At 74.9% G+C, this 25,228-nt stretch carries 19 protein-coding genes and 1 pseudogene; 8 read left to right on the forward strand and 12 right to left on the reverse strand.

Annotated elements, in window-relative coordinates; translation table 11 throughout:
- From LQ222_RS23445 to LQ222_RS23460, 4 genes are all read right to left on the reverse strand, one after another.
- The coding region (locus tag LQ222_RS23445) for a hypothetical protein (protein ID WP_230169296.1) at positions 1-285 on the reverse strand (285 nt) is incomplete at its 3' end.
- Between the two features lie 4 nt (positions 286-289).
- Positions 290-1,603, reverse strand: a complete 1,314-nt coding sequence (locus LQ222_RS23450) for an aminotransferase class I/II-fold pyridoxal phosphate-dependent enzyme (RefSeq protein ID WP_230169297.1) — start codon at positions 1,601-1,603, stop codon at positions 290-292.
- Between the two features lie 109 nt (positions 1,604-1,712).
- Positions 1,713-8,942, reverse strand: a complete 7,230-nt coding sequence (locus LQ222_RS23455) for a type I polyketide synthase (RefSeq protein WP_230169298.1) — start codon at positions 8,940-8,942, stop codon at positions 1,713-1,715.
- 31 nt (positions 8,943-8,973) lie between these two features.
- Positions 8,974-10,275 (reverse strand): glycosyltransferase, encoded by a 1,302-nt coding sequence (locus LQ222_RS23460; protein ID WP_230169299.1) that lies wholly within the window; start codon positions 10,273-10,275, stop codon positions 8,974-8,976.
- Between the two features lie 287 nt (positions 10,276-10,562).
- On the opposite strand from LQ222_RS23460, the gene LQ222_RS23465 reads away from it, so the two are divergent.
- The 7 genes from LQ222_RS23465 (at position 10,563) to mltG (ending at position 16,452) form a co-directional block, all read left to right on the forward strand.
- On the forward strand, positions 10,563-10,991 hold the full coding sequence (locus LQ222_RS23465) for a hotdog fold thioesterase (protein WP_230169300.1): 429 nt from the start codon (positions 10,563-10,565) through the stop codon (positions 10,989-10,991).
- 100 nt (positions 10,992-11,091) lie between these two features.
- Positions 11,092-11,796, forward strand: coding sequence for a cysteine hydrolase (locus LQ222_RS23470; RefSeq protein ID WP_230169301.1), 705 nt, complete (start codon positions 11,092-11,094; stop codon positions 11,794-11,796).
- Positions 11,793-12,788: an asparaginase gene (locus tag LQ222_RS23475; RefSeq protein WP_230169302.1), complete on the forward strand. Its 996-nt coding sequence runs from the start codon at positions 11,793-11,795 to the stop codon at positions 12,786-12,788. Before LQ222_RS23470 ends, LQ222_RS23475 begins: the two co-directional genes overlap by 4 nt.
- An 11-nt stretch (positions 12,789-12,799) precedes the next feature.
- Entirely contained in the window at positions 12,800-13,420 is a 621-nt protein-coding gene (locus LQ222_RS23480; protein ID WP_230169303.1) for an HD family hydrolase, read from the forward strand.
- A 249-nt stretch (positions 13,421-13,669) separates the two neighbouring features.
- Positions 13,670-13,909 carry an acyl carrier protein gene (locus LQ222_RS23485; RefSeq protein ID WP_168040410.1) on the forward strand — a complete coding sequence of 80 codons (240 nt, stop codon included), beginning with the start codon at positions 13,670-13,672 and terminating at the stop codon, positions 13,907-13,909.
- A 29-nt stretch (positions 13,910-13,938) separates the two neighbouring features.
- Positions 13,939-15,222 carry a beta-ketoacyl-ACP synthase II gene (fabF, locus tag LQ222_RS23490; RefSeq protein ID WP_256444060.1) on the forward strand — a complete coding sequence of 428 codons (1,284 nt, stop codon included), beginning with the start codon at positions 13,939-13,941 and terminating at the stop codon, positions 15,220-15,222.
- A gap of 255 nt (positions 15,223-15,477) precedes the next feature.
- Entirely contained in the window at positions 15,478-16,452 is a 975-nt protein-coding gene (gene mltG / locus LQ222_RS23495; protein ID WP_230169304.1) for an endolytic transglycosylase MltG, read from the forward strand.
- Positions 16,453-16,798: 346 nt separating this feature from the next.
- Here the strand turns inward: mltG and LQ222_RS23500 are convergent, their stop codons facing one another.
- The 6 genes from LQ222_RS23500 to LQ222_RS23525 all read right to left on the reverse strand — a co-directional run bounded on the left by LQ222_RS23500 (position 16,799) and on the right by LQ222_RS23525 (position 22,908).
- A complete protein-coding gene (locus tag LQ222_RS23500) occupies positions 16,799-17,614 on the reverse strand; it encodes a YdcF family protein (protein ID WP_230169305.1) in 816 nt (271 codons plus the stop codon).
- On the reverse strand, positions 17,611-18,342 hold the full coding sequence (locus LQ222_RS23505) for a sulfotransferase family 2 domain-containing protein (RefSeq protein ID WP_230169306.1): 732 nt from the start codon (positions 18,340-18,342) through the stop codon (positions 17,611-17,613). Before LQ222_RS23505 ends, LQ222_RS23500 begins: the two co-directional genes overlap by 4 nt.
- Before the next feature lie 50 nt (positions 18,343-18,392).
- Positions 18,393-19,328, reverse strand: coding sequence for an FkbM family methyltransferase (locus LQ222_RS23510; protein ID WP_230169307.1), 936 nt, complete (start codon positions 19,326-19,328; stop codon positions 18,393-18,395).
- 220 nt (positions 19,329-19,548) lie between these two features.
- Positions 19,549-20,907, reverse strand: a complete 1,359-nt coding sequence (gene der, locus LQ222_RS23515) for a ribosome biogenesis GTPase Der (RefSeq protein WP_230169308.1) — start codon at positions 20,905-20,907, stop codon at positions 19,549-19,551.
- A gap of 10 nt (positions 20,908-20,917) precedes the next feature.
- Positions 20,918-22,258 (reverse strand): PQQ-binding-like beta-propeller repeat protein, encoded by a 1,341-nt coding sequence (locus LQ222_RS23520; protein WP_230169309.1) that lies wholly within the window; start codon positions 22,256-22,258, stop codon positions 20,918-20,920.
- Positions 22,258-22,908 (reverse strand): tetratricopeptide repeat protein, encoded by a 651-nt coding sequence (locus LQ222_RS23525; protein WP_230169310.1) that lies wholly within the window; start codon positions 22,906-22,908, stop codon positions 22,258-22,260. The genes LQ222_RS23520 and LQ222_RS23525 overlap by 1 nt, the downstream gene beginning before the upstream one ends.
- 108 nt (positions 22,909-23,016) lie before the next feature.
- On the opposite strand from LQ222_RS23525, the gene LQ222_RS23530 reads away from it, so the two are divergent.
- Entirely contained in the window at positions 23,017-23,619 is a 603-nt protein-coding gene (locus LQ222_RS23530) for a hypothetical protein (RefSeq protein WP_230169311.1), read from the forward strand.
- A gap of 93 nt (positions 23,620-23,712) precedes the next feature.
- Here the strand turns inward: LQ222_RS23530 and LQ222_RS23535 are convergent, their stop codons facing one another.
- Both LQ222_RS23535 and LQ222_RS23540 read right to left on the reverse strand, forming a co-directional pair.
- Positions 23,713-24,426, reverse strand: a complete 714-nt coding sequence (locus LQ222_RS23535; protein ID WP_230169312.1) for an SDR family NAD(P)-dependent oxidoreductase — start codon at positions 24,424-24,426, stop codon at positions 23,713-23,715.
- 77 nt (positions 24,427-24,503) lie between these two features.
- Positions 24,504-25,228 (reverse strand): annotated as a pseudogene (locus LQ222_RS23540) (hypothetical protein); the annotation flags it as partial.

Here is a 25,228-nt window from a genome sequence, read left to right on the forward strand (position 1 = left end):
GCGTTGACGTCGTCCAGCATCACCGGCGCCACGCCGCGCGCGCGCCGCCGCCGCCAGCGGGCCGCGCGGGCGCGCCCGCAGCAGCCGCGGCGCGGCGAATTCCACGAACAGCCACGGCAGGATGCGCGGCCCGCTGCGCGCCAGCAGCCCGCGCGTGCGCGCCACGCCGCCGCGGAACGGGTCCGACAGACCCAGGAAGACGACATCCTGCCGCGTCTCGCGCAGCAGCTGCGCGGCGGCCTCGGCGCTGGCGGTGCTCTCGAGCGTCAGGACCGCGATGCGCAAGGCGCTACCGCGCGAGCTCCGCCGGCTGCGCGCCCGACATCGCCGCGCGCACCGCCGTGATCGTCTCGCGGATCTGCGCCTCGGTATGGTCCGCCGACAGGAAGAAGCGCAGCCGCGCCGAGCTGTCCGGCACGGCCGGGTACAGGATGGGCTGCACATTGATGCCGCGGTCGAACAGCGCCTGCGACAGCCGCGCCGCGCCCACCGACGACCCCACGATGACCGGCACGATGGCGAAGCCGGCGGAGGTGCCGGTGTCCAGCCCGGCCTCCTTCGCCAGGCGCAGGAACAGCGCGCCATTGGCCTGCAGCCGCGCGACGCGCTCGGGCTCGGCCGCCAGGATGCGCAGCGATTCCAGCGCGGCGGCGGCGAGCGCGGGCGCCATGCCCACCGAATAGACGAAGCCCGGCGCGGAATGCTTCAGCCAGGCGACCAGGTCGGCATTGCCGGCGATGTAGCCGCCGCAGCCCGACAGGGTCTTCGAGAAGGTGCCCATCCAGATGTCGACGTCGCGCGCATCCACGCCCGCATGTTCGTGGATGCCGTGGCCGGTCGCGCCCACCACGCCCATGCCATGCGCCTCATCGACCATCAGCCAGGCATCGTGGCGGCGCGCCAGCTCGATGAAGCGGGGCAGGTCGGGGATGTCGCCATCCATCGAATAATGGCCTTCGATGACGACCAGCGCGCGCCGCGCGCCGCGCCGGGCGGCGGAGAGTTCCTTCTCCGCGGCGCGCCAATCATTGTGCGCGAAGGCAATGCGCCGCGCGCCCGACAGCCGCGCGCCCTCGGCGCAGGAATTGTGGATGGCGGCATCGTGCAGGATCAGGTCGCGCGGCCCCATCAGGTGGCCCAGCACCGTCACGTTGGTGGCATGGCCCGACACGAAGGCGAGCGCCGCATCGACGCCGTAATGCGCGGCGATGGCGGATTCCAGCGCCCCATGCACCGGCCGTTCGCCCGACACCATGCGCGACGCCGAGGCCGAGACGCCATAGCGCGCGATCGCCGCCTGCGCCGCCGCCTGCACGCGATGATCCCCATTCAGCCCGAGGTAGTTGTACGAGCCGTAGTTGATGACCTCGCGGTTGCCGACCAGGCTGGTGGCGCCGGCCACGCCCTCATGCGGGCGGAAGAACGGGTTCTCCAGGCCGAGCGCGCCGGCCGCCTCGCGGATCAGCTCCATGTCGCGCTGGCCGGGCAATTCGCGGAAGGCGCGCGCGGCCCCCGGGGCCGGCCCCTTCTCCTCGCGGCGCTTCGACAGCCGCTGCAGCAGTGCAAGCCGCGCGGTGGCGGACAGCCCGAAGCCCTGGGTCATGCGCGCGCCCGGCCATCGGGAATGACGCGATCGGCGGCCGCCATCGCCGGCCGAGCGGACGAATGGCCGCCGCCGACAGTCCGGCGATCGAGGGCAAACGAAACGACGTTCACTTCACGGTCTCGGCGGTGGCCGGCGCGGGTTCATAGGCATCCATCAGCGACTGCACCGCCTGCTCCGTCCGATCTTCAAGCACCACGCCGGCAATCCGCCCGGCGAGCACGGCGATGGTGAGATCCTCGGTCACCGCCGCCAGCGGCACCTGTACCCCCAGGCGCCGTTCCAGCGCCATCCGCAGTTCGAGCCCACCCAGGCTGTCGAGGCCAAGGCCCGCCACCGGCGCATCGGCGCCCACCGCCTCGACCGGCAGGCGCAGGATGCGCCCGATCTCCTCCTGCGCCAGGCGCACCAGGCGCGCGCGGGCATCCTCGGCCGGCAGGGCGCGCAGTTCGGCGCGCAGGTCGGCCCCCTCGCTGCCATCCTGCCGCGCGGTGCGGATGGCGGCATAGGCGGGCTCCGCCAGGATCGGCAAGGCCGCGGACAGGCTGGACCAGGTGACGCGCGCCAGGTGCACCACCGCCGCCCCGCTGCCGATCAGCGCCGGCAGCGCGCCGAGCGCGTCCTGCGCCGGCATCGGCGCCACCCCGGTGCGTCGTTCCAGCGTCTCGGCGGTGGCGGCGTCGCGCGCCAGCACGCCGGCATCGGCGATCGGCCCCCAACCCACCGCCAGCGCCGGCCGCCCGGCGGCGCGGCGCCGCCGCGCGATCGCTTCCAGCGCGGCATTGGCGGCCACGTAGTTCGCCTGGCCCGGATTGCCGAAGGCCGTGGTGGCCGACGAGAACAGCAGGAACAGATGCAGCGGGTCGCCGGCGGTCAGCCGGTCCAGCTGCTCCGCCGCGGTGACCTTGGGCGCCAGCACGGCGTCGAAGCGCGCGGCATCCATCGTGGCGGCGGCACCGTCGGCGAAGGCCGCCGCGGCATGGACCACGCCGCGGATCGGCGGGCCTTCCCGGCGCAGCCGGCCCAGCAGCGCGCCAAGCGCCTTCCCGTCCGTCGCGTCGCAGGCGTCGATCCTGGCCCGCGCGCCGAGCGCCGCGAGCGTCCGCAGCGCGGCCTCGGCCCCCGGCGTCTGGCCGCCGCGGCGCGACACCAGCGCGATATGCGCCGCGCCATTCGCCGCCAGCCACTTCGCGCATTCCAAGCCGAAGCCCTGCACCCCGCCGACCACGACATAGGCGCCGTCGGGGTCGGGGCGCCACGGCTCGGCCGCCGCGGCGCCGGTGGCGGCGGGCGGGCGCACCACCAGCTTGCCGATATGGGTCGAGGCCTGCAGCGTGCGGAAGGCGGTCTCGACCTCCTCCGGTGCGAAGACCGCGTGGGGCAGCGGCAGCAGGGCGCCTTCCGCCAGCCGCGCCGCGATGTCGGCCAGCAGCGCCTGCGCAAGGTCAGGCCGCGCGCGCGGCAGCGCATCGGCATCCACCGCGAAATACGACACGTTGCGGCGCAACGGGCGCAGCGGCGCGCGGCGGTTCTCCACGAAATCGCGCTTGCCCAGTTCGATGAAGCGGCCGAAGGGCGCCATCAGGCCCAGCGTGCGCTCCATGGCCTCGCCCGCCAGCGAATTCAGCGCGACATCCACGCCCTCGGGCCAGGCAGCGCGTAGGGCATCGGCGAAGCCGGCATCGCGGCTGTCGAGCACCAGGTCGGCACCGGCCAGGCGCAGGAAGGCGCGTTTCTCGGCGCTGCCGGCGGTGGCCGCGACCAGCGCCCCGGCGGCGCGCGCGATCTGCAGCGCGGCCAGGCCGACCCCGCCCGCCCCGCCATGGATCAGCACGCGCTCGCCCGGCCGGATGCGCGCCAGGGTCTCCAGCGCATAGGCCGCGGTGATGAAGGCGACCGGCACGGTGGCGGCGGCCTCCGGCGCCAGCCCCGCAGGCAGTGGCGCCAACGCCTCGGCGCGGGTCAGCGCATGGCTGGCGAAGGCCGCCGGCGCGAAGCCGAACACCGCCTGCCCCGGCTTCAGCGCGACGCCCGGCCCGGCGGCCTGGACCACGCCGGCGCATTCCATGCCCAGCGTCGGGCCGGCGAAGCCGTCCATCAGCGCGTCCTCGGGCAGCAGGCCCTGCGCCCACATCAGGTCGCGGAAGTTCAGCCCGGCGGCGGCGACGGCGATGCGGACCTCGCCGGCGCCGGGGGCGGGCAGGGTGGGCTCGGCCTCCCAGCCCAGGGTGCCGATCTGGCCGGGCTGGCCGACCCCGAGGCGCCGCGCCCCGGACGCCGCGGGCACCGGCAGCCCGGCGGCGAGAACGGGCGTCAGGCGGCCGGCCCCGGTGATGGTGACCTCGGGCGCGTCGTGCGGCGCCGGCGCGTCGCGCAGCAGTTCCGCCACCAGCCGGCGCGCCGCGTGCTCGGGCGCGAGGGCGGCGTCGATGGTGATGCGGCGCGGCCGCAGGTCGGGCAATTCGTTCGCCAGCACACGGCCGAGGCCCGCCAGCGCCGCCGCGTGCGCGGCCGGCCCGGCGCCCACCAGCGCGAAGCCGGCGGCGCGCCCCTGCGCGGCACCGGCCAGCCGCGTCGCGGCCGCGAGCAGCGGCGGCAGGTCGTCATCCCCGGCCAGCACCACCACCAGCCGGCCCTCCAGCTCGCCGGGCGCGGGGCTGTCGTCCAGCGCCAGGACTTCCCCGCCATGGCCTTCCGCCTGCAGGGCGGCGGCGAAGGCGGCGGCGAGGCGCGCCGCGCCGGGCGCCGCCAGGGCCAGCACGCGGCGGGGCGACACCTTCGCCGGCAGGATCACCGAGGGCATCCGCGCCACCACCAGCAGCGCCGGCCAGGGCGCGGCGGACAGCGGCAGGGCCTCGGGCATCTCGAAGCCGGCCTCGGCCAGGGCGTGGGTCCAGGCGCGGGCATCGGGCAGCGCGCCCTCGCCGCCGGCCCACCAGGCCGGGTCCTGGCCGCAGGCGAAGTCCCACAGCCGGCCGGGGGCGGGTTCGGCCAGCAGCACCAGCGCACCGGGGGCGGCGGCGCCGCGCAGCGCCGCGGCCAGCGCCGTGCCGGACCGGCCGCGCGCGGCGGGGGCCAGGCCGATCACCAGGTCCGCGGTCACCGGGCTGCCGGTCCCGGCCAGCGGGTCCCAACTGGTCCAGGTGAAATCGATGCCCTCGGCCGATGGCGGGGCGGCGCCGGCGCGGGCTTCCCCGGCGGCGCGGTAGTCGACACGGCGGCCGCTGGCGGCCAGCGCCGCGACGGCCCGGCGGGTCAGCGGCCCGCCGGCATTGAGGTCGAGCACCCGCAGCGGCCGGCCCTGCGGCCAGGCCGCCGCGATGGCGCCGATCGCGGCCTCGATCACGCCCGCCAGCCGGGCGAGGGCGCCGGAATCCGCTGGCGGCGGCGGCGCGATGCGGGCGTCGCCGGCCAGCGCGGCGGGCAGCGCCTCGGCGGCGCGGGCGAGCCACGCCATGTCGAGCGCGAGGCGCGGCTGCTCGGCCAGCACGGCGCGCCAGATCTCCTCGGGCGGCGGCAGCGGCTGGTCCTCCGCCAGGCGCCAGCCGGCGGGGGTTTCCTCGGCCAACCCGCTCTCGGCCAGCCCGCGCCACAGCGCGCGGCGATAGGCGGTGGCAAGCGGCGGCGCGGCCGGCAGCGCGGCGGAGGCGGCGGCGGCGACGAAGCCTTCCAGCAGCAGCGCGGCCTCGGTCATGTCGGCGGCGGCATCGGCGGCGCGCGCGGCTTCCAGCGCGGCCTCGGCGGCGATCGGCGCGGGCGCGGCGGGCAGCGGCGCCGCCGGCACGGGGTCGAGCCGGAAGGCGTGGTCGGCCGCGGCGAGGCGGCCCGGCAGGCGCACCCGCTGCAGCCACACATCCTGGCAGGTCGCGACCACGCCGCCCTCGGCATCGCGCAGCAGCAGGTCGGCGGCGAGGAAGCGTTCGCCGCGCCGTGTCACGGCGATCGCCGCACTGGCCGGCACCGCCGCCCCGCGCAGCACCGCCAGGCGGCCGATCCGCACCGGCACCAGCGCCTGGCCTTCCGGCCGCACCACCCCCGCGAGCAGCGCGACCAGCCCCTGCAGCGCGCCATCGAGCAGCACCGGATGCAGCAGGAAGCCTTCGGTGGGCGGGGCGGCCGCCGGCAGGCGCAGCGTGACCACGCCGCTGGCGGTGGCGTCATCGACCAGCACGCGATCGACCGGCTGGAAGGCCGGCCCATAGTCCAGGCCGCAACGGGCGGCGAGCGCCACCACCTCGGCGCCCGTGACGGCGCGGCCGCCGGTGGGTGGCGCTGCGGGAAGGGTGGGCAGGCGCGGCAGCGCGGCGATTCGCGCGCGCGCCGACAGGCTCCAGGGTTCCTCCGCCAGGCGGCGGCGGCTTTCGAGGGTGAAGCCGCCCTCGGCATCGGCACTGCAGCGCAGTTCCCGCGTGCGGTCGGGGTCGAGCGCCACGGGCCGCAGGATGGCGAGGTCGGTGACCTCCAGCGCCGCGGCCTCGGGGTGCAGGACGGCGGCGGCGGCGAGCGCCATCTCCGCCATGCCGGCCGCCGGCAGCACCGCCTCGCCGAGCAGCCGGTGGTCGGCCAGCCAGGGCGACAGCTCGGTATCCAGGAAGGCGGTCCAGAGCCCCGGCTCGGCGCCCTGGCGCAGGCCGAGCAACGGGTGGTCGCGCTGCGGGTCGGTCAGTCGCGCGCTCTCGACCGTGCGGGGGAACCAGGTGGCGCTGCGCGCGAAGGGCGTGAGCGGCAGCGCGCGATCCGCCGGCCCGGCGAAGGCGGCGCCCGCGCGCGGGTCGGCACCGCGCGCGATGGCGCGGTCGGCGATGGCGGGGAAGGGGTCGCCCGCCGGATCGCGCCGCGTCAGCGAGGCGAGCACGGCGGCTTCGCCGGTGTCCTCGCGCAGGCTTTCGCGCAGGTAGGATTGCAGGACCGGGGTGGGGCCGATCTCGAGGAACAGCCGCGCGCCGGCGGCGGCGGCGGCGCGGGTCGCGTCGCGGAAGCGCACCGGCTCGCGCAGGTTGCGCCACCAATACGCCGCGCCGGTCGCTTCGCCGGGCAGCAGCGCGCCGGTGACGGTGGAGACCATCTCCGCCATGCCCGCCCGTGGCGCCAGCGTCGCGAGGTCGGCCAGCAGCCCGGCGCGCACCGGGTCCATCGCCGCGGCATGGAAGGCGTAGTCGAGGTCGAGCGGCACGGCGGTGATGCGCTGCCGTTCGGCGGCGGCGCAGAGCCGCGCGATGGCCTCGGCCGGGCCGGCCACGGTGATGGCGGCGGGGCCGTTCACCGCCGCGATCTCGAGCCCCGGGCCGCAGGCATCGAGCAGCGCCGCCGCGGCGTCCGGCGCGCAGCCGATGGCGGCCATGCGCCCGGCGCCGCGCGTCGCGTGCTGGTGGCGCGATCGCGCCACGATCAGCCGCGCCGCCTGGTCGAGCGGCAGGATCCCGGCGCACCAGGCGGCCGCCACCTCGCCGACCGAATGGCCGAGCACCACCGCCGGGCGCAGCCCCTGTTCGGCCAGCGCGCCGACCACGCCGACCTGGATGGCGAACAGCAGCGGCTGCGCGATGTCGGTGCCGGCCAGCGCCTGCGCGCCGACGCCGCGCTTGAGCAGTACCAGCGGCGACCAGCCGAGCAGCGGCGCCAGCGCCGCATCGGCCTGCTTCAGCGCGGCGCGGAAGGCGGGCGAGGCCGCCAGCGCCTGCTTCGCCATGCCGGCATGCTGCGCGCCATTGCCGGAGAAGACGAAGGCGAGGCTGCCGCGCACCGCCTCGTTCTGCTCGGCGCCGGGGGGCTTCTCGCCGGCCGCCCAGGCATCGATCGCGCCGGCGATGTCCGGCCCACGCAGCACCAGGCGATGCGGCGCCAGGTCGCGGTGGCGCGCCACGCCGCGCGCGGCGCGCGATATCGCCGGCGCATCGGCGCCGTCCAGCCGGTCGCGCCAGCGTTGCGCGAGCAGCCCGAGCGCCGCGGCCGAGCGTGCCGAGAGCACCAGCGGCGGGCTGCCGCGCCCGCGTTCGGCCCGCGCCGGCGCCGCCACCGGCGCGCGGCCGACCAGCACGGTCGCGTTGGTGCCGCCGAAGCCGAAGGAATTGATGCCGACCACGGCATCGGCGCGCGGCGGCAATGGCGCGTGGCGCGTCTGCACCGCGATGTTCAGCGCGGCGAAGTCGATCTCGGGGTTGGGGTCGTGGAAATGCAGGGAGGGCGGGATGGCGCCGTGCTGGAGCATCAGCACGGCCTTCAGCAGCCCCGCCATGCCCGACGCGGCCTCGAGGTGGCCGATATTCGTCTTGACCGACCCGATCGGCAGCGGCGCGGCGCGGCGCTGCGCGATGGTGGTGCCGATCGCCCAGGTCTCCGCCGGGTCGCCCACGCGGGTGCCGGTGCCATGCGCCTCGAAGGCCAGGAAGCGTTCGGGGGCGATGTCGGCGCGGGCGATCACGCGTTCCATCAGCGCCGCCTGAGCGGCGCGGTTCGGCAGCGACAAGCCGATGGTGCGCCCGGCGGCATTCGCCCCGCTGCCCAGCAGCACGGCGCGGATCGGGTCGCCGGCGGCCATGGCATCGGGCAGGCGCTTGAGGATGACCGCACCCGCCCCCTCGGCGCGCACATAGCCGTCCGCCGCGGCGTCGAAGGCGCGGCAGCGCCCGGTCGGCGAGAGCATCCTGGCGCGCGAGAAGCCGATGAAGGAATAGGGCGAGAGCAGCATGGACACGCCGCCCACCACCGCCGCTTCCAGGCCCGGGTCGTCGGCCAGCGCGCGCAGCGCGAGGTGCAGCGCGACCAGGGATGACGAACACGCGGTGTCGATGGTCTGCGCCGGGCCGCGCAGGTCGAAGACGTTGCCGATCCTGTTCGACAGGATCGACAGCGCATTGCCGGTCATGAAGAAGCGGTCGGCCGCCGAGGGGTCAGCGAGGCGGAGCTCGGCGTAGTCGGTGGAGGACCCGCCGATAAACACCGCGACATTGCGCCCGGAAAGGCGCTCGGCGGGCCAGCCGGCATCCTCGAAGGCGCCGGCGGCGACTTCCAGCAGCACGCGCTGCTGCGGGTCCATCTCGGCGGCCTCGCGCGGGGACAGGCCGAAGGCCTGGGCGTCGAAGCCCGCCGCATCGCCGATCGTGCCGGCGGCGAAGGTATAGGTCCGCCCGGCCTCGGACTTGCGCGGATGCAGCCAGCGCGCCTGGTCGAAGCGGTCGGGCGGGATGGCGGTGACCGCGTCGCCCCCATGTTCCAGCAGCGACCAGAAGGCATCGAGGTCCGGCGCGCCCGGCAGCCGGCACGCCGCGCCCACGATGGCGACGGCATCCTGCGCGGCCTTGCCTGGTCCTGTGGTGCGCCGCCGGCGTCCAGCACTCATGCCGGCAGTCTGCCCGGTCCGGGGCTGCGCGTCATCGCAGACCGAGCGGCCGCGGCGCGAAGGCATCCGGGGCAAGGGCCGATGGCGTCGCCGCCCGCTGCGGCGCGGCGACGGACGCCGCGCCGCGCGCGGCCACCTGCGCCAGCAGGCCATCGACGGCGGCGAAATGATCCGACCATGCGGGCGGCGACCAGTGGCGCAGCCGCGCGAGCTGCGCGGCGCGCGCACGGCTGTCCGGCGCGGCATAGTCCAGCACCAGGCGCCGCCACGCGGCCCCGTCCAGCGGGTCTAGGTATTCCGGCACGTCGCCGCCGACCTCCCGCAGCGCCGCGAGGTCCGAGCAGATCGCCGGCGCGCCGGCGGCGAGCGCCTCGGCCAGCGGCAGGCCGTAGCCCTCGGCGAAGGAGGGGAACAGCAGGGCGCGGCTGCCGGCGAGCAGGCTCGCGACCTCGGGGTCCGGCAGGGAGCCCGCTTCCTGGACCAGGCCGCGCAGCAGGGTGCAGCGTTCCAGCAGGTCGAGGACGTTCTCGTTCTCCCAGCCGCGGCGCCCGACCAGCACCAGGCGCGGCGCGGCGGAGCCCCATTTGGCGGCGAATTCGCGCCACAGGTGCAGCAGCAGCAGGTGGTTCTTGCGCGGTTCGATGGTGCCGATCACCACGAAATAGGGCGTGCCGGGCGGGGCGGGCGGCGCCGGCGCGGGCCGGCCGATCCCCAGCGGCGCGACCAGCAGCGGCGGCGGCGCGGCCTGGCGGACCAGGTGCGGCCGCAGCACGGCGGCGGTGGCGGCGGAATTGACGATGATGCCATCGGCCAGCGCGGCCACTGTCTCGAGCCGCTGGAGATGCTGCATCGCCACGCCGGGCCGGGCGTATTCGGGATGCGTCGCCGGGATCAGGTCGTGCACCAGCGGGATGAAGGCGGCGCCGGCGCGGCGCAGCTCGGCGATCGGTTCGGGCTGTTCCATCAGGCGGTGGGAGACCAGCAGGAACAGCGTGCGGCGCTCGCGCCCCAGCACTTCGGCCACGCGGGCGCGGCCCCGCCCGACCATCATGCGCGCCAGCGCCAGCATCCCGATCCGCCGGGCGCCGCGCAGCGCGGTCGCGGCATCCGGCCCGCCGCCCCACGCGACATCAAGCCGGTCCGCGAGGTCGGCGACCATGCCGCGGGGCACCGCCGCATAGCCATTGCGCGGCCCGCGGGCGACGAAGGTCACGCTGCTGGGGGGCGCATCGAGCCAACGCCGCGCATAGGCCGCCTCGACACGGTCGATGCCCGAGGGTGCCTGGCGGCGTCCACACGCGAGGAACCTCGAGACATCCAGCACTACCTGCACAGCATCACCATCCGTTTGCCGACCCTAGGGTCCGGTATGCTGTTTCGCCCCATGACCGCTCCGACCCTGCCGCCGAACGCGCGATGTCCGGCGATTCGTCCCGGCGCGGTCCTTCGGTCGGATGTTCTTCTTCTGTCATAATTATTCCCGTCATGCCCGCCAGCGTCAACCTTACCCGGCCGCCCAGCCGCCCGAGGGGCAGGCGGCGCCGGCCTCGACCGCGCCCCTCGCCCTGGCCGCGGCGGCCCGGCAGACTGCCCAGCTGTCATGGAGGAAGGGGCCTGGTGATGGCAATCTGGCAACGCGCGGCGACGCCCGCGCAGATGGAGGCGCGCTTCGCCGGCAGCCTGCCCGGGCATTTCGGCATCCGCATCCTGGAAGTGGGCGAGGACTTCCTGAAGGCCGAGATGCCGGTCGACGACCGCCATGTGCAACCCTTCGGCATCCTGCATGGCGGGGCGTCGGTCGTGCTGGCGGAGACGCTCGGCAGCATCGCCAGCACGCTCACGCTGCCCGAGGGGCGCCGCGCCGTGGGGCTGGAGGTCAATGCCAACCATGTCGCGGCCGTGCCGAAGGGGGAGGTGGTGACGGCGGTGTGCCGCCCGCTGCATGTCGGCCGCACCACGCAGGTCTGGCAGACCGAGATCCGCCGCGCGGATGGCCGGCTGGCCTGCGTGTCGCGCCTGACGACGGCGGTGGTGGAGGCGCGCGGCTGACCGGCGGCCGGGTTGCCGACCGGCGGGGGCGCCGATAGCCTGCCGGGCTGGAAACGCGCAACGTCGCCGGCGCCACGCCCGCCCACGGGAGACCGCCCGCATGCACCCGCTTGCCATCCCGCCCGAGATCATCGCCCGCGTCGAAGCGCGCTGCGGGCGCGCGCACCCGTTCGAGGAGCTGGTGCCCGCCCGCACCGCCTTCGTGGTGATCGACCTGCAGGTGGGCTTCATGGACGCGGCGATCAGCCACGCCTTCTGCCCCATGGCCGAGCGCATCGTGCCGGCGGTGAACCGCCTGGCCGACGCCGTGCGCGCGACCGGCGGCGGCGTGTTCTGGGTGCAGAACACCCATGATCCGCGCTGCGACGAGGAATGGTCCGTGATGCAGCGCATGGCGACGCCGGCCGCCCGCGCGCGGCGCGTCGCCGCCATGACCGAGGGCACGCCCGGCCATGCGCTGTGGCCGGCGCTCGATGTCCGGCCCGGGGATGAGCGGGTGAAGAAACACCGCTTCAGCGCCTTCATCCAGGGCTCCTCCGACCTTCCCGAACGCCTGCGCGCGCGCGGCTTCGACACCGTGCTGATCGGCGGCACCGTGACCAACGTGTGCTGCGAGAGCAGCGCGCGCGACGCGATGATGACCAATTTCCGCACCATCATGGTCGCGGACTGCAACGCGGCGAACAGTGACGCCGAGCACAACGCGTCGCTCGCGAGCTTCTGGAACATCTTCGGCGACGTGATGACCACCGACCACGTGATCGACAGGCTGCGCATCGGCGCGGCGGGAAAGGCAGCAGCGTGAGCACGAAACCGAAGGTCGCCATCATCGGCACGGGCGGCACCATTTCCTCGATGGGGCAGGGGCCGCTGGAGCTGATCGACTATGCCTCGCGCGGGAAGGTGCTGGACGTCGACGCGGTGATCGCGCGCGTGCCGGAACTGGCGCTGGTGGCCGATGTGCTGCCGGTGCCCTTCAAGGCGATCCCGTCCACCGCGCTGGCCTGGCCGGAATGGAAGGAGCTGGTGCTGATCTGCGACCGGCTGTCGGCCGAGCATCCCGACCTGGCCGGCATCGTGGTCACGCATGGCACGGCCTCGCTCGAGGAGACGGCGTATTTTCTCTCCCTCACCCTGAAGATTCCGCAACCGGTGGTGGTGGTGGGCGCGCAGCGCCCGGCCTCGGCGCTGGCCGGCGACGGGCCGATGAACCTGCTGAATGGCTGCCGCGTGGCGGCCGACCCGGGCGCGCGGGGCCTGGGCGCGCTGGTGCTGCTGAACGACGAGATCCAGGCGGCGCGCGAGGTCACCAAGACCTCGACCCTGCGGATGCAGACCTTCCGCACGGCGGATTTCGGCGCGCTGGGCCATGCCGATGCCGACATGATCGCGTGGTATCGCCGGCCGCTGCGGCGCCTGGCACCCGACACCGAATTCGACATCCGCGGCTTGGCCGCGCTGCCGCGCGTGGATATCGCCTATACCTATGCCGGCGCCGACGGCACGGCGATCGAGGCCTTCGTCGCCGCCGGTGCGAAGGGCATCGTCGCCGCCGGCTTCGCGCCTGGCTACGTGACGCCGGCCATGTCGGACGCCATGGCGGCGGCGGTGAAGCAGGGGGTCGCGGTGGTGACGTCGTCGCGCGCCATGTCGGGACGCGCGGCGCGCACCACCAAGAACAGCGCGCTGGGGTTCATCACGGCGGACAACCTGACGCCGCAGAAGGCGCGGGTGCTGCTGGCGCTGGCCCTGGCGCATGGCGTCACCGACCTGGAGCGGGTGTTTGCCACCTACTGACGGCGCGAATCGTGGCTGATCGCGCCTGGGTGCGGCTGCCCTCGGGCCGGCGGCTCGACCTGCTGGCGCCCACGCCGCTCGACTGGACGGATGCGGACCTGGCCACCGGCCTGGCCCGCACCTTCCGCTGGGGCGGGCATTCGGCCTGGCCGGAGCCGCTGTCGGTCGCGCAGCATTCGCTGACGGTGCTGGCGCTGCGGCGCACCCGCACGCGCCATCGCCTGACGCCGGCGCAGGAATTGCGCGAATTGCTGCACGATGCCGACGAAGGACTGATCAACTTCGACTGCATCTCGCCGCTGAAGCCCTTCCTGGGGCCGGCCTTCGCCGAGTTGCAGGCGCGCCTGTCCGGGGTGGTCGCGACGCGCTACCGCCTGCCGCCCTGGAGCGCGGAGGACAAGCGCGCGCACAAGGCGGTCGACATCGCGGTCGCGGCGGCGGAGGCCGTGCACGTGGTCGGCTGGACCGCCACCGAGGTGCGCGAGACGCTGGGCATCCGCGCCGCCGTCATGGCGGCCGACCCGCTGGCCGTGCGCTACGGCGACCCGCCCTGGCGCCCCTGGACACCCGACGTGGCGGCGGCGCGATTCGTCGAGGAACTGGGGGCGCTGGGCGCGCGGGCCGGGCTGTAGCAGCGCCGCCGGCGTCCTTGCCGCTGTGTTGCGCCGTGGCTACATGCGATGGCGTCACGGTGCTGGCCGGCGGTCCATGCCGGCCCGGTCCCTTGACCGGTGTCGCCATGAGCGCCTAGGCCCCGCGTCGCTTCCATGTTAAGCGCCGGACTCCGCGGGGGCCCGGGGCGCGAGTCCGGCCGGCACCGGGCGGAACGCAGTCGGCATTTTCGCACGGGCGCGGCCCGGCAGAACGGAGAGAGTAACGCGATGAGCGACACCGCCGAGAAGGTGAAGAAGATCGTCGTCGAGCACCTCGGCGTCGAGGAGGCGAAGGTGACCCCGGAAGCCTCGTTCATCGACGACCTGGGTGCGGACAGCCTCGACACGGTCGAGCTGGTCATGGCCTTCGAGGAGGCCTTCGGCGTCGAGATCCCGGACGACGCGGCGGAGAAGATCACCACCGTGAAGGACGCGATCGACTACATCGAGAAGCAGAAGGGCGAGTAACGCCCGGACTTGGTTGGGGGGTAGCGCGCGTGTTCCAGAACGGTTTCCAGCCGCGACGCGTGGTCGTGACCGGCATGGGCATCGCCTGCCCGCTCGGCCTTGGGGTCGAGCATGTGTGGAAGCGGATGCTGGCCGGCGAATCCGGCATCGGCAGCATCCAGTCCTTCGACGTGGCGTCGCTGCCGGCCAAGATCGCCGGGCAGATTCCGACCGGCGTGCGGGCGGATGGCGGTCTCGACATCAACGAATGGATCCCGATCAAGGACCAGAAGAAGATGGACCGCTTCATCCAGTTCGCACTGGTTGCGGCGGGCGAGGCGGTCGAGGATTCCGGCTGGGCGCCGACCGACGAGGAAAGCCGCTGCCGCACCGGCGTGATGATCGGCTCGGGCATCGGCGGTCTCGAGACGATCCACGAGGCGGCGATGCTGGCGGTGACCGGCAAGGCGCGGCGCATCTCGCCCTTCTTCATTCCGTCCGCGCTGATCAACCTGGCCTCGGGCCAGGTGTCGATCCGCTACGGCTTCAAGGGGCCGAACCATTCCGTGGTGACGGCCTGCGCCACCGGCGTGCATGCGCTGGGCGACGCGGCGCGGCTGATCGCGCTGGGCGATGCCGACGTGATGGTGGCCGGCGGCGCCGAGGCGGCCGTCTGCGAACTGGGCGTTGCCGGCTTCTGCGCGGCGCGCGCGCTGTCCACCGGCTTCAACGACACGCCGGCCGCGGCCTCGCGCCCCTGGGACGAGGGCCGCGACGGCTTCGTGATGGGCGAGGGCGCGGGCGTGCTGGTGCTCGAGGAATTCGAACACGCCAAGGCGCGCGGTGCGAAGATCTACGCCGAGGTGATCGGCTACGGCATGTCGGGCGATGCCTATCACATCACCGCCCCGGCCGATGGCCATGAAGGTGCCTTCCGCGCCATGAAGGCCGCGCTGGCCTCCGCCAAGGTCACGCCGGCGCAGGTGCAGTACGTGAATGCGCATGGCACCTCGACCCCGCTCGGCGACGACCTGGAACTGGAAGCGGTCGAGCGGCTGTGGGGCGGTGACGCCAAGGGCCTGGCGATGTCGTCGACCAAATCGGCGGTCGGGCATCTGCTGGGCGCCGCGGGGGCGGTGGAGGGGATCTTCTCGATCCTGGCGATCCGCGACAACGTGGCGCCGCCGACGCTGAATCTGGAGAAGCCGTCGCGCGAAAGCGTGATCGACCGCGTGGCGCTGGCTGCGCAGCCGCGCAAGATCGAGGTGGCGCTGTCGAATTCCTTCGGCTTCGGCGGCACCAATGCGTCGATCGTGTTCAGGGCTGCGCCCTGAGTCTTTTTCGCGCCCGCGGACGGCGGGCACCGGCCATCCGGCCGGCTTGCCTTCGCGCCCTGCGCTGGTGCGCCGGGCACGGCTGATGGGTTGGGCGCAGTCGCGCTTCGCGCTCGCGGCCCGATGCGGGGCATCGATCCGGGAATCCCCGCCGCGCGTCCCCACGCAGCGTCCATATCCCGCGGTCCAGGGGGCCGTCGCCCCCTGGCGGGGTGGTTGGGAGGGGCGGCGCCCCTCCGGCGCGGGCCCCTAGCCATGCGTCTCCGCCTGACGTTCCTCGCGCTGGCCCTGGTCGTCCTGCTCGCCGGCGGCCTTGCCGCGTCCTTCGCATGGCGCGCCTATACCTCTCCCGGTCCGCTGCCCGCGCCGACGCAGGTGGTCATCCCGCGCGGCGGCACCGAGCGCATCGCCGCCGCGCTGGCCGAAGCGCGGGTGATTGCCGACCCGCGCGCCTTCGCCCTGGCCGCCTGGCTCACGCGCGGCGAGGGCCCGCTGCGCGCCGCGGAATTCGCCTTCCCTGCCGGCGCGCCGCTGGCCGAGGTGCTGCGCATCCTGCGCGATGCCCGCCCGGTGCAGCGCCGCCTGACCATCCCCGAGGGCCTCACTGCCCATCAACTCCGCGCCCTGCTGGAGCGCACCGAAGGCCTGACCGGCGATATCCCTGCGATCGCCGAGGGCGATTTCCTGCCCGAGACCTATGCTTTCGAATGGGGCGAGACGCGCGCCGCCCTGCTGCGCCGCGCCGATGCCGCGATGGACCGCGCGCTCGCCGAGGCCTGGGCGGCGCGCGCGCCCGACCTGCCGCTGACCTCGGCGCGCGAGGCGCTGGTGCTGGCCTCGATCGTCGAGCGCGAGACCGGCAGGCCCGAGGAACGTGGCCAGGTCGCCGGCGTGTTCGTGAACCGCCTGCGACGCGGGATGCCGCTGCAGTCGGACCCGACGGTCGCCTATGCGGCGACCGCCGGCGCGCCGATGGACCGCCCGATCAGCCGGGCCGACCTGGATCGCGAGCACCCCTTCAACACCTATCGCATCCGCGGCCTGCCGCCGGGGCCGATCGCGAGCCCGGGGCGGGCCGCGCTGGCTGCTGCGACTCGGCCCGAGGCGACGGAGCACCTGTTCTTCGTGGCCGACGGCACTGGCGGGCATGCCTTCGCCCGCACGCTGGAGGAGCACAACCGCAACGTGGCGCGCTGGCGCGAAGTGGAACGGCAGCGCGGCGCGCGGTGAGGGGCGGGTGCGGGGCGTCGCGCGGCGGTGCGCGGACGTTGGGCGCGGCGGTGCGCGGACGTTGGGCGCGGCGGTGCGCGGGCGTTGGGTGCGGCGGTGCGCGGGCGTTGGGTGCGGCGGTGCGCGGACGTTGGGTGCGGCGGTGCGCGGACGTTGGGTGCGGCGGTGCGCGGACGTTGGGTGCGGCGGTGCGCGGGCGTTGGGTGCGGCGGTGCGCGGGCGTTGGGTGCGGCGGTGCGCGGGCGTTGGGTGCGTCAGCGCGTGGGCGTGGTGCGCGTCGGCGCGCCGGCAAAGCCTGCGCCCTCTCGCGGGCAGGGTGCCTGCCGGCGCGCGGGCCGTTCCCGCCTCAGCGGCCCGGCGCCTCGCGCGATGGCAGCAGGCTGTCGGTGCGCCCCATCAGCCGGTACGCCACCAGCCCGATCCATTCGCGGAACGCCCATTCGAACTGGCCGAGCCGCTCGGGGAAGGGCGCGTCGTACCAGGACGCCCAGCTGTGCCCGGTGCGGAAATTCACCGGCCAGGGGATGATGTCGCGGAAGCCCGCGGCGCGGAACACCGCCACCGACCGCGGCATGTGCGATGCCGAGGTCACCAGCAGGAAGACCTGGCCGGGGCGCGGGGCCAGCAGCCGCGCGGTCAGCACCGCGTTCTCATGCGTGTTGCGCGCCTGGTCCTCGTAGATCACGCGCTCGGGCGGCAGGCCCATGGCGGTCCAGAGCTGGCGAGCGACATCGGCCTCGGTCACGCCACCATGCACGAAGGACCCCTGGCCGCCGGTGAAGACCACCCGCGCCTCCGGGTAGCGGCGCGCCAGGATCACGCCCTCGGTCATGCGTTCCGCCGCGCCGTTGAGCGAGGGGATGCCGCGCGCCTCGGTGATGTTCTGCTCGACGGCGCCGCCCAGCACGATGATCGCGTCCACGCGCGGCGGGGCCTCGGCGGGGCGGGCGAAGCGGTCCTCAAGCGGCAGCAGCAGCCACTGGTTCACCGGCGTCACCACCAGCATCAGGAAGAAGCCGAGGCAGGCGAGGATCAGCCAGCGCCCGAAGCGCCGCCCGCGCCAGACCATGAACAACCCGACGAAGCCCACGATCAGCGCGAAATGCCCGGGCCGGGCCGGGAACCACAGGATCTTGGACAGCAGGAAGGCGAAGTCGGTCACGTCGCCGCCCGCCCGGCGATCTGCGCCTCCATCAGCCGCCGCCCATGCGCCAGCAATTCGTAGTCCGGCGCCAGGATCTCGAGCAGCGCCGCGCGCCGCACGGGCGACAGGCCCAGCGCCTCGTCGGGCACCGCCTCGGTGGTGTTGAGTCGCGGCATCGGCGGCGGATCGCCGCGATCGAAGCGATGGAACAGCGCGTGGGCGAAGTCATCCAGCCGGTCCGCCGTGCCGACCAGCATGCCATCCAGCCGCCGCTTGGCACGCCGCAGCATGCGCGCCATGGGCTGCTGCTGCGGCTGCATCCCCTGTTCGCGGGCCAGGTTGTAGATCTGCGAATGGCGTTCGTAGGCGCCGTAGGAGGAGAAGGCGAATTCCGAGAAGCTGACGGCCGAGGCGAAGGCCATGGCCGGCCCGACCTTGTCGCCCTCCGCCACGCGCTCATGCGCGAAGCGCCAGGCGCTGACCAGCCGGTCGAAGGGGTCGCGCAGCACGGTCACCGCCGCATAGTCGCGAAAGCACGGGCGGCGCAGCTGGTAGGGGAAGAAATGCCCGGCGACCAACGTCAGGTCTTCGACCTCCTCGGCGGGCATCGCATCGACTTCCCTGGCCTGGCCGACGATCTTCACGCGGCCCCAGCCCTTCGCCAGCACGGTCGTGAGCGAGGTCCCCGCGGTCTTGGGGACGTGGACGAAGGCGATCTTGGTGCCGGCGCCGGCGGGCAGGTCCATGGGGATCCTCGGTAAGCGGTGCGGCGCGGGCGTGGCCGAGCCGCTGTCGGTCAGAAGGGCGCGTGCCGCGCGGCCAGGATGTTCTGCAGCCCGCTGGTCTGGGACGCGAGGTCGGCCCAGGCCGCCGGCGCGATGCCGCCCTCGTGGTCGATCGTCCAGGCGGACAGCCCCAGCCCTTCGAGCAGCGCGACCACTTCCGGCGCGGCCATGCCCGACGCGTGCATCATCTGCGGGCCGTACTCCATCATGATCCGCACGTCGGGCGACCGCGCCAGCAGCTCGCGCATGCCGCGCAGCGCCGGTCCCTCATGCCCCTCGACGTCCATCTTGATGACATCGAGGCGCATCGCCGGGTCGGGGAACAGGGTATCGAGCGGCACCAGGCGGCAATCCACCGCATGCTTCGACGCGCCGGTGGCGTCGCTCTGCTCCGCCGTGCCCGACAGCGACCCGCCGCCCGAATAGGAATCGGTGAAGAACAGCCGCGCGATGCCGGTCCGGTCGGAGGCCGCGATCCGGTGCACCTGCGCCCAGCCGGCGAAGCCGTTGATGCGCAGCGACATGTCGACCAGCTGCGCCAGCCGCGGATTGGGCTCGAAGGCATGGACCCGGCCGGTCGCGCCGACCAGCCGCGCGGCCATCAGCGCATAGACGCCATGGTTGGCGCCGAGGTCGAACACCGTGTCGCCCGGCCGCACCAGCCTGGCGAACAGCGCGGTGTATTGCGGTTCCCAGCGGCCGAGCGTCAGCAGGTGGACACCGATGTCGAGGCTTTTCGTGTCCACCATGATGCGCGTGCCGTCCTCGAGGAAGGTCACCGCGGTATTGTCGCCCAGGTAGATCGACTGGCTGTCCGTCACGCGGTTCGACCGCACGGCGAAGTAGCCGATCGCTTCCTCCAGTCGATGCGCCAAGCGCTCTATCCGCTCCTCGATCGCCGAGAGCCGCTGTCCGATGCTCGGCGGGGTATTCGGGTCCACATCCATGTCCGGCGAGGCTCTCCAGCGGCGGCGGGAGCATTTTCGAGCCGGGCGCCTTCGCGACTCGGAAAATGCGATCGAACAACGGGCCGCGCCGGGATCGCCGCGCCTGCTGGCGGCACAACCGGTCCGGGGACGGCGTGAGTGGTGGTATAGATCACCCAGGGCACGCGGCAAGCGGCAGGGATCACACGCCGGCGCCGCCGCGGCCTTGACCGCTGTGCGCTCACTCCTCGGCGTAGGGGTTCTTGGTGCCGCGCAGCTGCAGGCGGATCGGCATGCCGGGCATGTCGAAGGTCTCGCGGAAGGAATTCACCAGATAGCGGCGGTAGTCCTCGGGCAGGTCCTCGGCCCGCGTGCCGAAGATCGCGATGGTCGGCGGGCGCGCCTTGGGCATGGTGGCGTAGCGCAGCTTCACCCGGCGCCCATCCACCGCCGGCGGCGGGTGGCGCGACAAGGCGCCTTCCAGCCAGCGGTTCAGCTCGCCGGTGCCGACCCGGCGGTTCCACAGCGCATAGGCCGCGCGCACCGCCGGCATCAGCTTGTCGACACCGCGCCCGGTCTGCGCCGAGAGCGGCACCACCGCGATGCCGCGCAACTGCGCGAGCGAGGCCATCAGCGTGTCGTCCAGCACGCGCCGCGCCGCCGCGCGATCCTCCACCGCATCCCACTTGTTGAAGGCGATCACGATGCCGCGGCCCTCGCGTTCCGCCAGGCGGGCAATGCGCAGGTCCTGCTCGTCCATGCCCAGCAGCGCGTCCACCACCAGGATCACGATCTCGGCTTCCTTCAGCGCGCCGAGCGTGGCGGCCACCGACATCTGCTCCAGCCGTTCCTGGATGCGCGCCTTCTTGCGCATGCCCGCGGTGTCCACCAGGCGCACGCGCCCGCCGGTGTGGTCGCGCCATTCATGCGCGACGGAATCGCGCGTCAGGCCCGGCTCGGGGCCGGTGATCATGCGTTCCTCGCCCATCAGGGCGTTCAGCAGCGTGGACTTGCCGGCATTGGGGCGGCCGACGATGGCGATGCGCAGCGGGCGGTCGGGGTCGGGCTCGGCGCCGTCCTCGGGCTCGGGTTCCTCCTCGGGTTCGGCGCCGAGCGCCTCGGCCACCGCCTCGTGCAGCGCGCCGAGGCCCTCATTGTGCTCGGCGCTGACCGCGACGGGGTCGCCCAGGCCCAGTTCGAAGGCCTCCATCGCGGCCGCGATGCCGCCGCGGCCCTCGGCCTTGTTCGACACCACCAGCACGGGCAGCGCGGCCTTCCGCAGCCAGGTGGCGAAGGCACGGTCGGCCGGCGTCAGGCCCGCGCGCGCATCGACCACGAACAGCACCAGGTCGGCGGCGCGCAGCGCGGCTTCCGAGCTCTGGCGCATGCGCCCGGCGACGGTATCGGGCGGCGCTTCCTCCAGCCCCGCGGTATCGACCAGCGTGACGTCCCGCCCGCCGATCCGCGCTTCCGCCTGCTTGCGGTCGCGCGTGACGCCGGGCGTATCGTCCACGATGGCGATGCGCCGCTGCGCCAGGCGGTTGAACAGCGTCGACTTGCCGACATTCGGCCGGCCGAGGATGACGATGGTGGGCGTCATGGCGCCCGGCTCAGCCCGCGCCGGCGAAGGCGACCAGCGTGGCGTCGTCGGTCGCCGCCACCAGCAGGTTGCCCGCCACGATCGGCTGCAGCGTCAGCGCGCCGGGCAGGGAGATGCGCCCGGCCACCGCGCCCGTCGCGGGGTCGATCGCCACCAGTTCGTCGCCGGTGGTGCCCACCAGCAGCCGCCCGCCCGCCAGCACGGGGGCTGACAGGCCGATGCGTTCCTGCGGCCGGCTGCCGCGCGCGGGCGGGCGCAGCGAGGTCGCCCAGCGCACCTGGCCGCTGTCGCGCCCGATCGCCGCCACCTGGCCGACATCGTTGGTCAGGAACACCCATTCGCCGGCGATCCAGGCGGCCTCGGTGCCGCCGGTCTCCTGTTCCCACAGCCGCCGGCCGGATCGCATGTCCACGCAGATGGTCAGCCCGCCGACGCCGACCGCGATGACCCGCCCGCCCGAGATGGCGGGGCTGGCGCGCACGCCCGCGATGTCCGACAGCACCAGGCCGCCGGTCGCCGCCAGGCTTTCGCTCCAGAGCACGCGGCCGTCGGTCGCGCGCAGCGCGAACAATTCGCCGGAGGGGAAGCCGCAGACCACCACCTCGCCCTCGACCGCCGGGGCGGGCAGGCCGAAGGGGATGGTCACGGTGGCGGTGGCGCGGTGCGTCCAGACGCGCCGCCCGTCCTCGGCCGACAGGCAGACCAGGTGGCTCGCGACGGTGGGCACGAAGACACGGCCCTCCGCGATGGTGGGCGCGCCGCGGGCGGGGGCCGGCAGGTCCACGCGCCAGCGGATGGTGCCGTCGGCGGCGTTCAGCGCCAGCAGCTCCGACAGGCCGGTGGCGACGAACAGCGTGTCGCCGGCGAGCCCCAGGCCCGGGCCGATCGACCCGGCGCTCTCGTTCTCGCGGCTGACGTCGCGGCGCCAGCGGCGGCTGCCGGAAGCGAGGTCGAAGGCCGAGACGTCGGAGGAGGCATCGGCCGCGAAGACCAGCCCGCCGCCGGCCACCGGCCCGGCCGCGAGGCGGCGGCGATAGGCGGTGCCGCTGCCGAAGCCGCTGCTCCAGGACCGGGCCAGCGTGCCGCCCAGCGCCGGGTGCCCGCCGCCATGCGCGGCATCGCCGCCCTGCTGCGGCCAGTCGGCGCGCGGGGCCGGCGGGGGCAGCGCGATGCCGCCCGCCGGCGCGGCCGAATCGGCGGCCAGCGTGCGTTCCGGCACCGACATCACTGGCTGGCGATTGCCTTCGAAGCGTTCGCGCCGCTCGCCGAAGATGCTGTCGAAGGTCTCGCAGCCGCCGAGCAGGCCGGCGGTGCCGAGCAGCGCCGCACGGCGCGTCAGGGGGGCGCGCATCAGCCGGCGATCCCGGCGGCGATGCGCTGGGCGCGGTCGCGGATGGCGCGTGGCGCGGTGACGTCGGCGGCCAGGGCTTCCAGCGTGCGCCGCGCCTCGGCCGGCTGGCCGGCGCGCAGCGCGACCAGGCCGGCGAGTTCGCGCGCCGAGGCGCTCCAGGGCTGCCCCGCGCGGGCGAGCGGCGCGACGCGCGCCGCGAGCACGGCCGGATCGCCGCTGTCGATCGACCGCAGGACCCACATCAGCGAGGCAAGGTCGCGATAGAGCGGGTCGACCGACGTGTCGGCGGCGACGCGGTCGTACAGCGCCAGCGCGCCGTCGCGGTCGCCGGTCTCGGCCTTGAGCGCCGCGGCGCGCAGCAGCGCGATGGTGCGGTAGCCGGCCGGGGCCTCGGGCGCCATCGCCTCGAAGCGGGCGGTCATGGCGGGCAGGTCGGCGCCCTCGGCCTCGGCGGCGCGGTGGGTGGCGAGGAAGCTGGCGGCGGCGGCGTCGCGCTGGCGCGCCTGGTGCCATTGCCAGCCCTGCCAGCCGGCCACGCCGCCGATCACCAGCACGAGCACGCCGATCAGCGGCGTGGCGAAGCGCTTCCACATCCGGGCGGCGCGTTCGGCGCGGAGATCCTCCTCCACCTCGTCGAAGATATCGGGCAAGTGCGGCACCTCTGGCTGCGGCGGGCGGGCGCGGCCCGACCCCGGAAAGGGGCCGGACCATACAGGCCCGTTGGCGGGGCGTTAAGCCCGGGCGGGGTCCTATGCGCCATGCGACCTGCCGCGACCTTGTTCCTGCTGGCCCTGGCGCCCGGCTGCGCCGCGGTCGGCGCCCCCGGGGCGCCCCTGCTGGCCATCCCCGCGGCGGTCGAGGCCGTGTCGCTGCGCGCCTTCGGGCGGACCGTGGGGGATGGCTTGGTCTCCCTGGTGACCGGGGAGGATTGCTCGATCGCCCGGATCGGCCGCGGCGATGCCTATTGCGGGCAGGACAATGCGCCGGCGCCGCCGCCGATGTGCACCCGGTCGCTCGGCGCGGTGGATTGCTGGACGGTGCCGCCGGCGGCCTATCCGGCCTATCGCGGCGTGGCGGACGGCCCGGCGACACTGACGCCGGCGCAGGAAAACAACCGGATCGGCTGGGTCGGCCGGGTGGGGCGGGCCGTCACGGCCGCCGCCACGCCGCCGGAACCGCCGCCGCCACCGCCGGTGCCGGTGGTGGTGCCGGCCCCCACGGTGGTCTTTGCCCCGGCACCCTCGCCGGCGATCGAGGCGGTGGCGGCCGAGGCCGCGGCCCGCGTCGCGCCGGTGGCACCGGTGCCACCGGGCGTCGCGGCGGGGGCGGCGGTGCGGGCGCTGGGCGCACCCGCGCCGTAGCCCCGCAGCGGTGCGCGGCCGCCGGCGGGTTCGTCCGGCGCGGCGCGCAGCCCTGCCGGGTCGGATCGCGCGCCCAGGCCGGGCGCCGCTGCGCTACCGGCCCAGGCGGATCGTCTCGCCATGGCGCTGTTCCGCCGCCTCGCACAGGTCCGCGAGTGCTGGCGCGACATCCTGCGGGCCGGCCATCGCCGCCGGGTCCTGGCCCGGGAAGGCATTGGCGCGCAGCCCGGTGGCGACCGCGCCGGGATCGGCCAGCATGACGCGCAGCGGGGTGGTCGCGACCTCGGCGGCCCAGCAGCGCACCAGGTGCTCCATGCCGGCCTTGGCCGCGCCATACATGCCCCAATAGGGCGCCGGCGCGGCCGCCACGGCATCCGTCAGCACCACGGCGCGGCCGGCCGGCGCGGCGCGCAGCGGCGGGTCGCAGGTGCGGATCAGCCGCCAGGCGGCCGTCAGGTTCACGGCGAGGGATTCCTCGATGTCGCGCGGCTGGATATGCGCGACCGGGGTCAGCTTCGGCAGCACGCCGGCGGCATGGGCCAGGATGTCGAGCCGCCCGAAGCGCGCCACGACCGACGGCCCCAGCATGTCGATGTCCTGCGCGCGGCGCTGCAGGTCGAGCGGCAGCAGCGCGGCCGGCAGCCCCCCGGCGGCGCGGATGGCGTCGTCGGTCTCCTCCAGCCCGCCCTGGGTGCGCGCCACCAGCACGCATTGGGCGCCGCGGCGGGCGAGTTCGACGGCAAGCGCGGCGCCGATCCCGCGGGAGGCGCCGGTGACCAGGGCGACCTGGCCGGTCAGTGATGGCATGGGGGTCCGTCTGTTCTGGCTGCGATGTTGCGGCGCAGTCCTTCACCGAACGGCCCTGCAAGTCAAAGGCGGGTCGTTCAGCCGGCCGGGCCGCCGCGCCGCGCCATTTGCCGGTTGCCCGGCCTTTCGCTGGCGTAGGGGACGGCCGCGAAGCCGCGCAGCCGGTGCTCGACGCTCTCGAAGGCGGTGCGCTGGGCGGGGGAGAGCGGCGCGTCCGGTGTCTCGGTGCGGTGGGTCAGGTAGCGCGCCAGGGTGCCGGCGCCGCGCCGGTGGGCCGCGGCGACCAGGGCGCCCTCGGTCAACGCGATCTCCTGCCCGTCCAGGCCGCGGATGGTGGCGCCGACCGCACCGAGCGTGCCGCCGCGGTCGAGGATCGCCTCCTGCCGCGCCAGGTAGGCCGACATCGCGGCCTCCTGCGCCGGCGGGCTGTCGAGGAAGCTGGCCTCGTCCGTCGCGCCGTGGCGGGCGGCGGTGTCGGTCCAGGCGCCGGCGGCATCCATCCAGCCGATGTCGCGCAGCGCGATGGGCAGGAACTGGTAGCGGCCGAGCGCGCCGGAATTCGCATTGCGCAGCGCATAGCCGTCGCGCGGGTGCTCGGCGCTGCGCTCGGCCTCGGCGATGCGCTGGCGGAAGGTGGCGTTGGACAGGCCCTCCCACGGGCGCAGGTTGGGGGATTGCAGGGCGCCGGGGGCGGTGGGGCGTGCGATCGCGGGGGTGGGCGCCGGGGCGGGGCCGCGGGCGATGGCGGGCTGGGCGGCGGGCCGGGGCGTGGCCGCGGGCCCCGGGCGGGCGGGTGGCGTGG

The sequence above is a fragment of the Roseomonas sp. CECT 9278 genome (assembly GCF_918698155.1).
Lineage (GTDB): Bacteria > Pseudomonadota > Alphaproteobacteria > Acetobacterales > Acetobacteraceae > Neoroseomonas.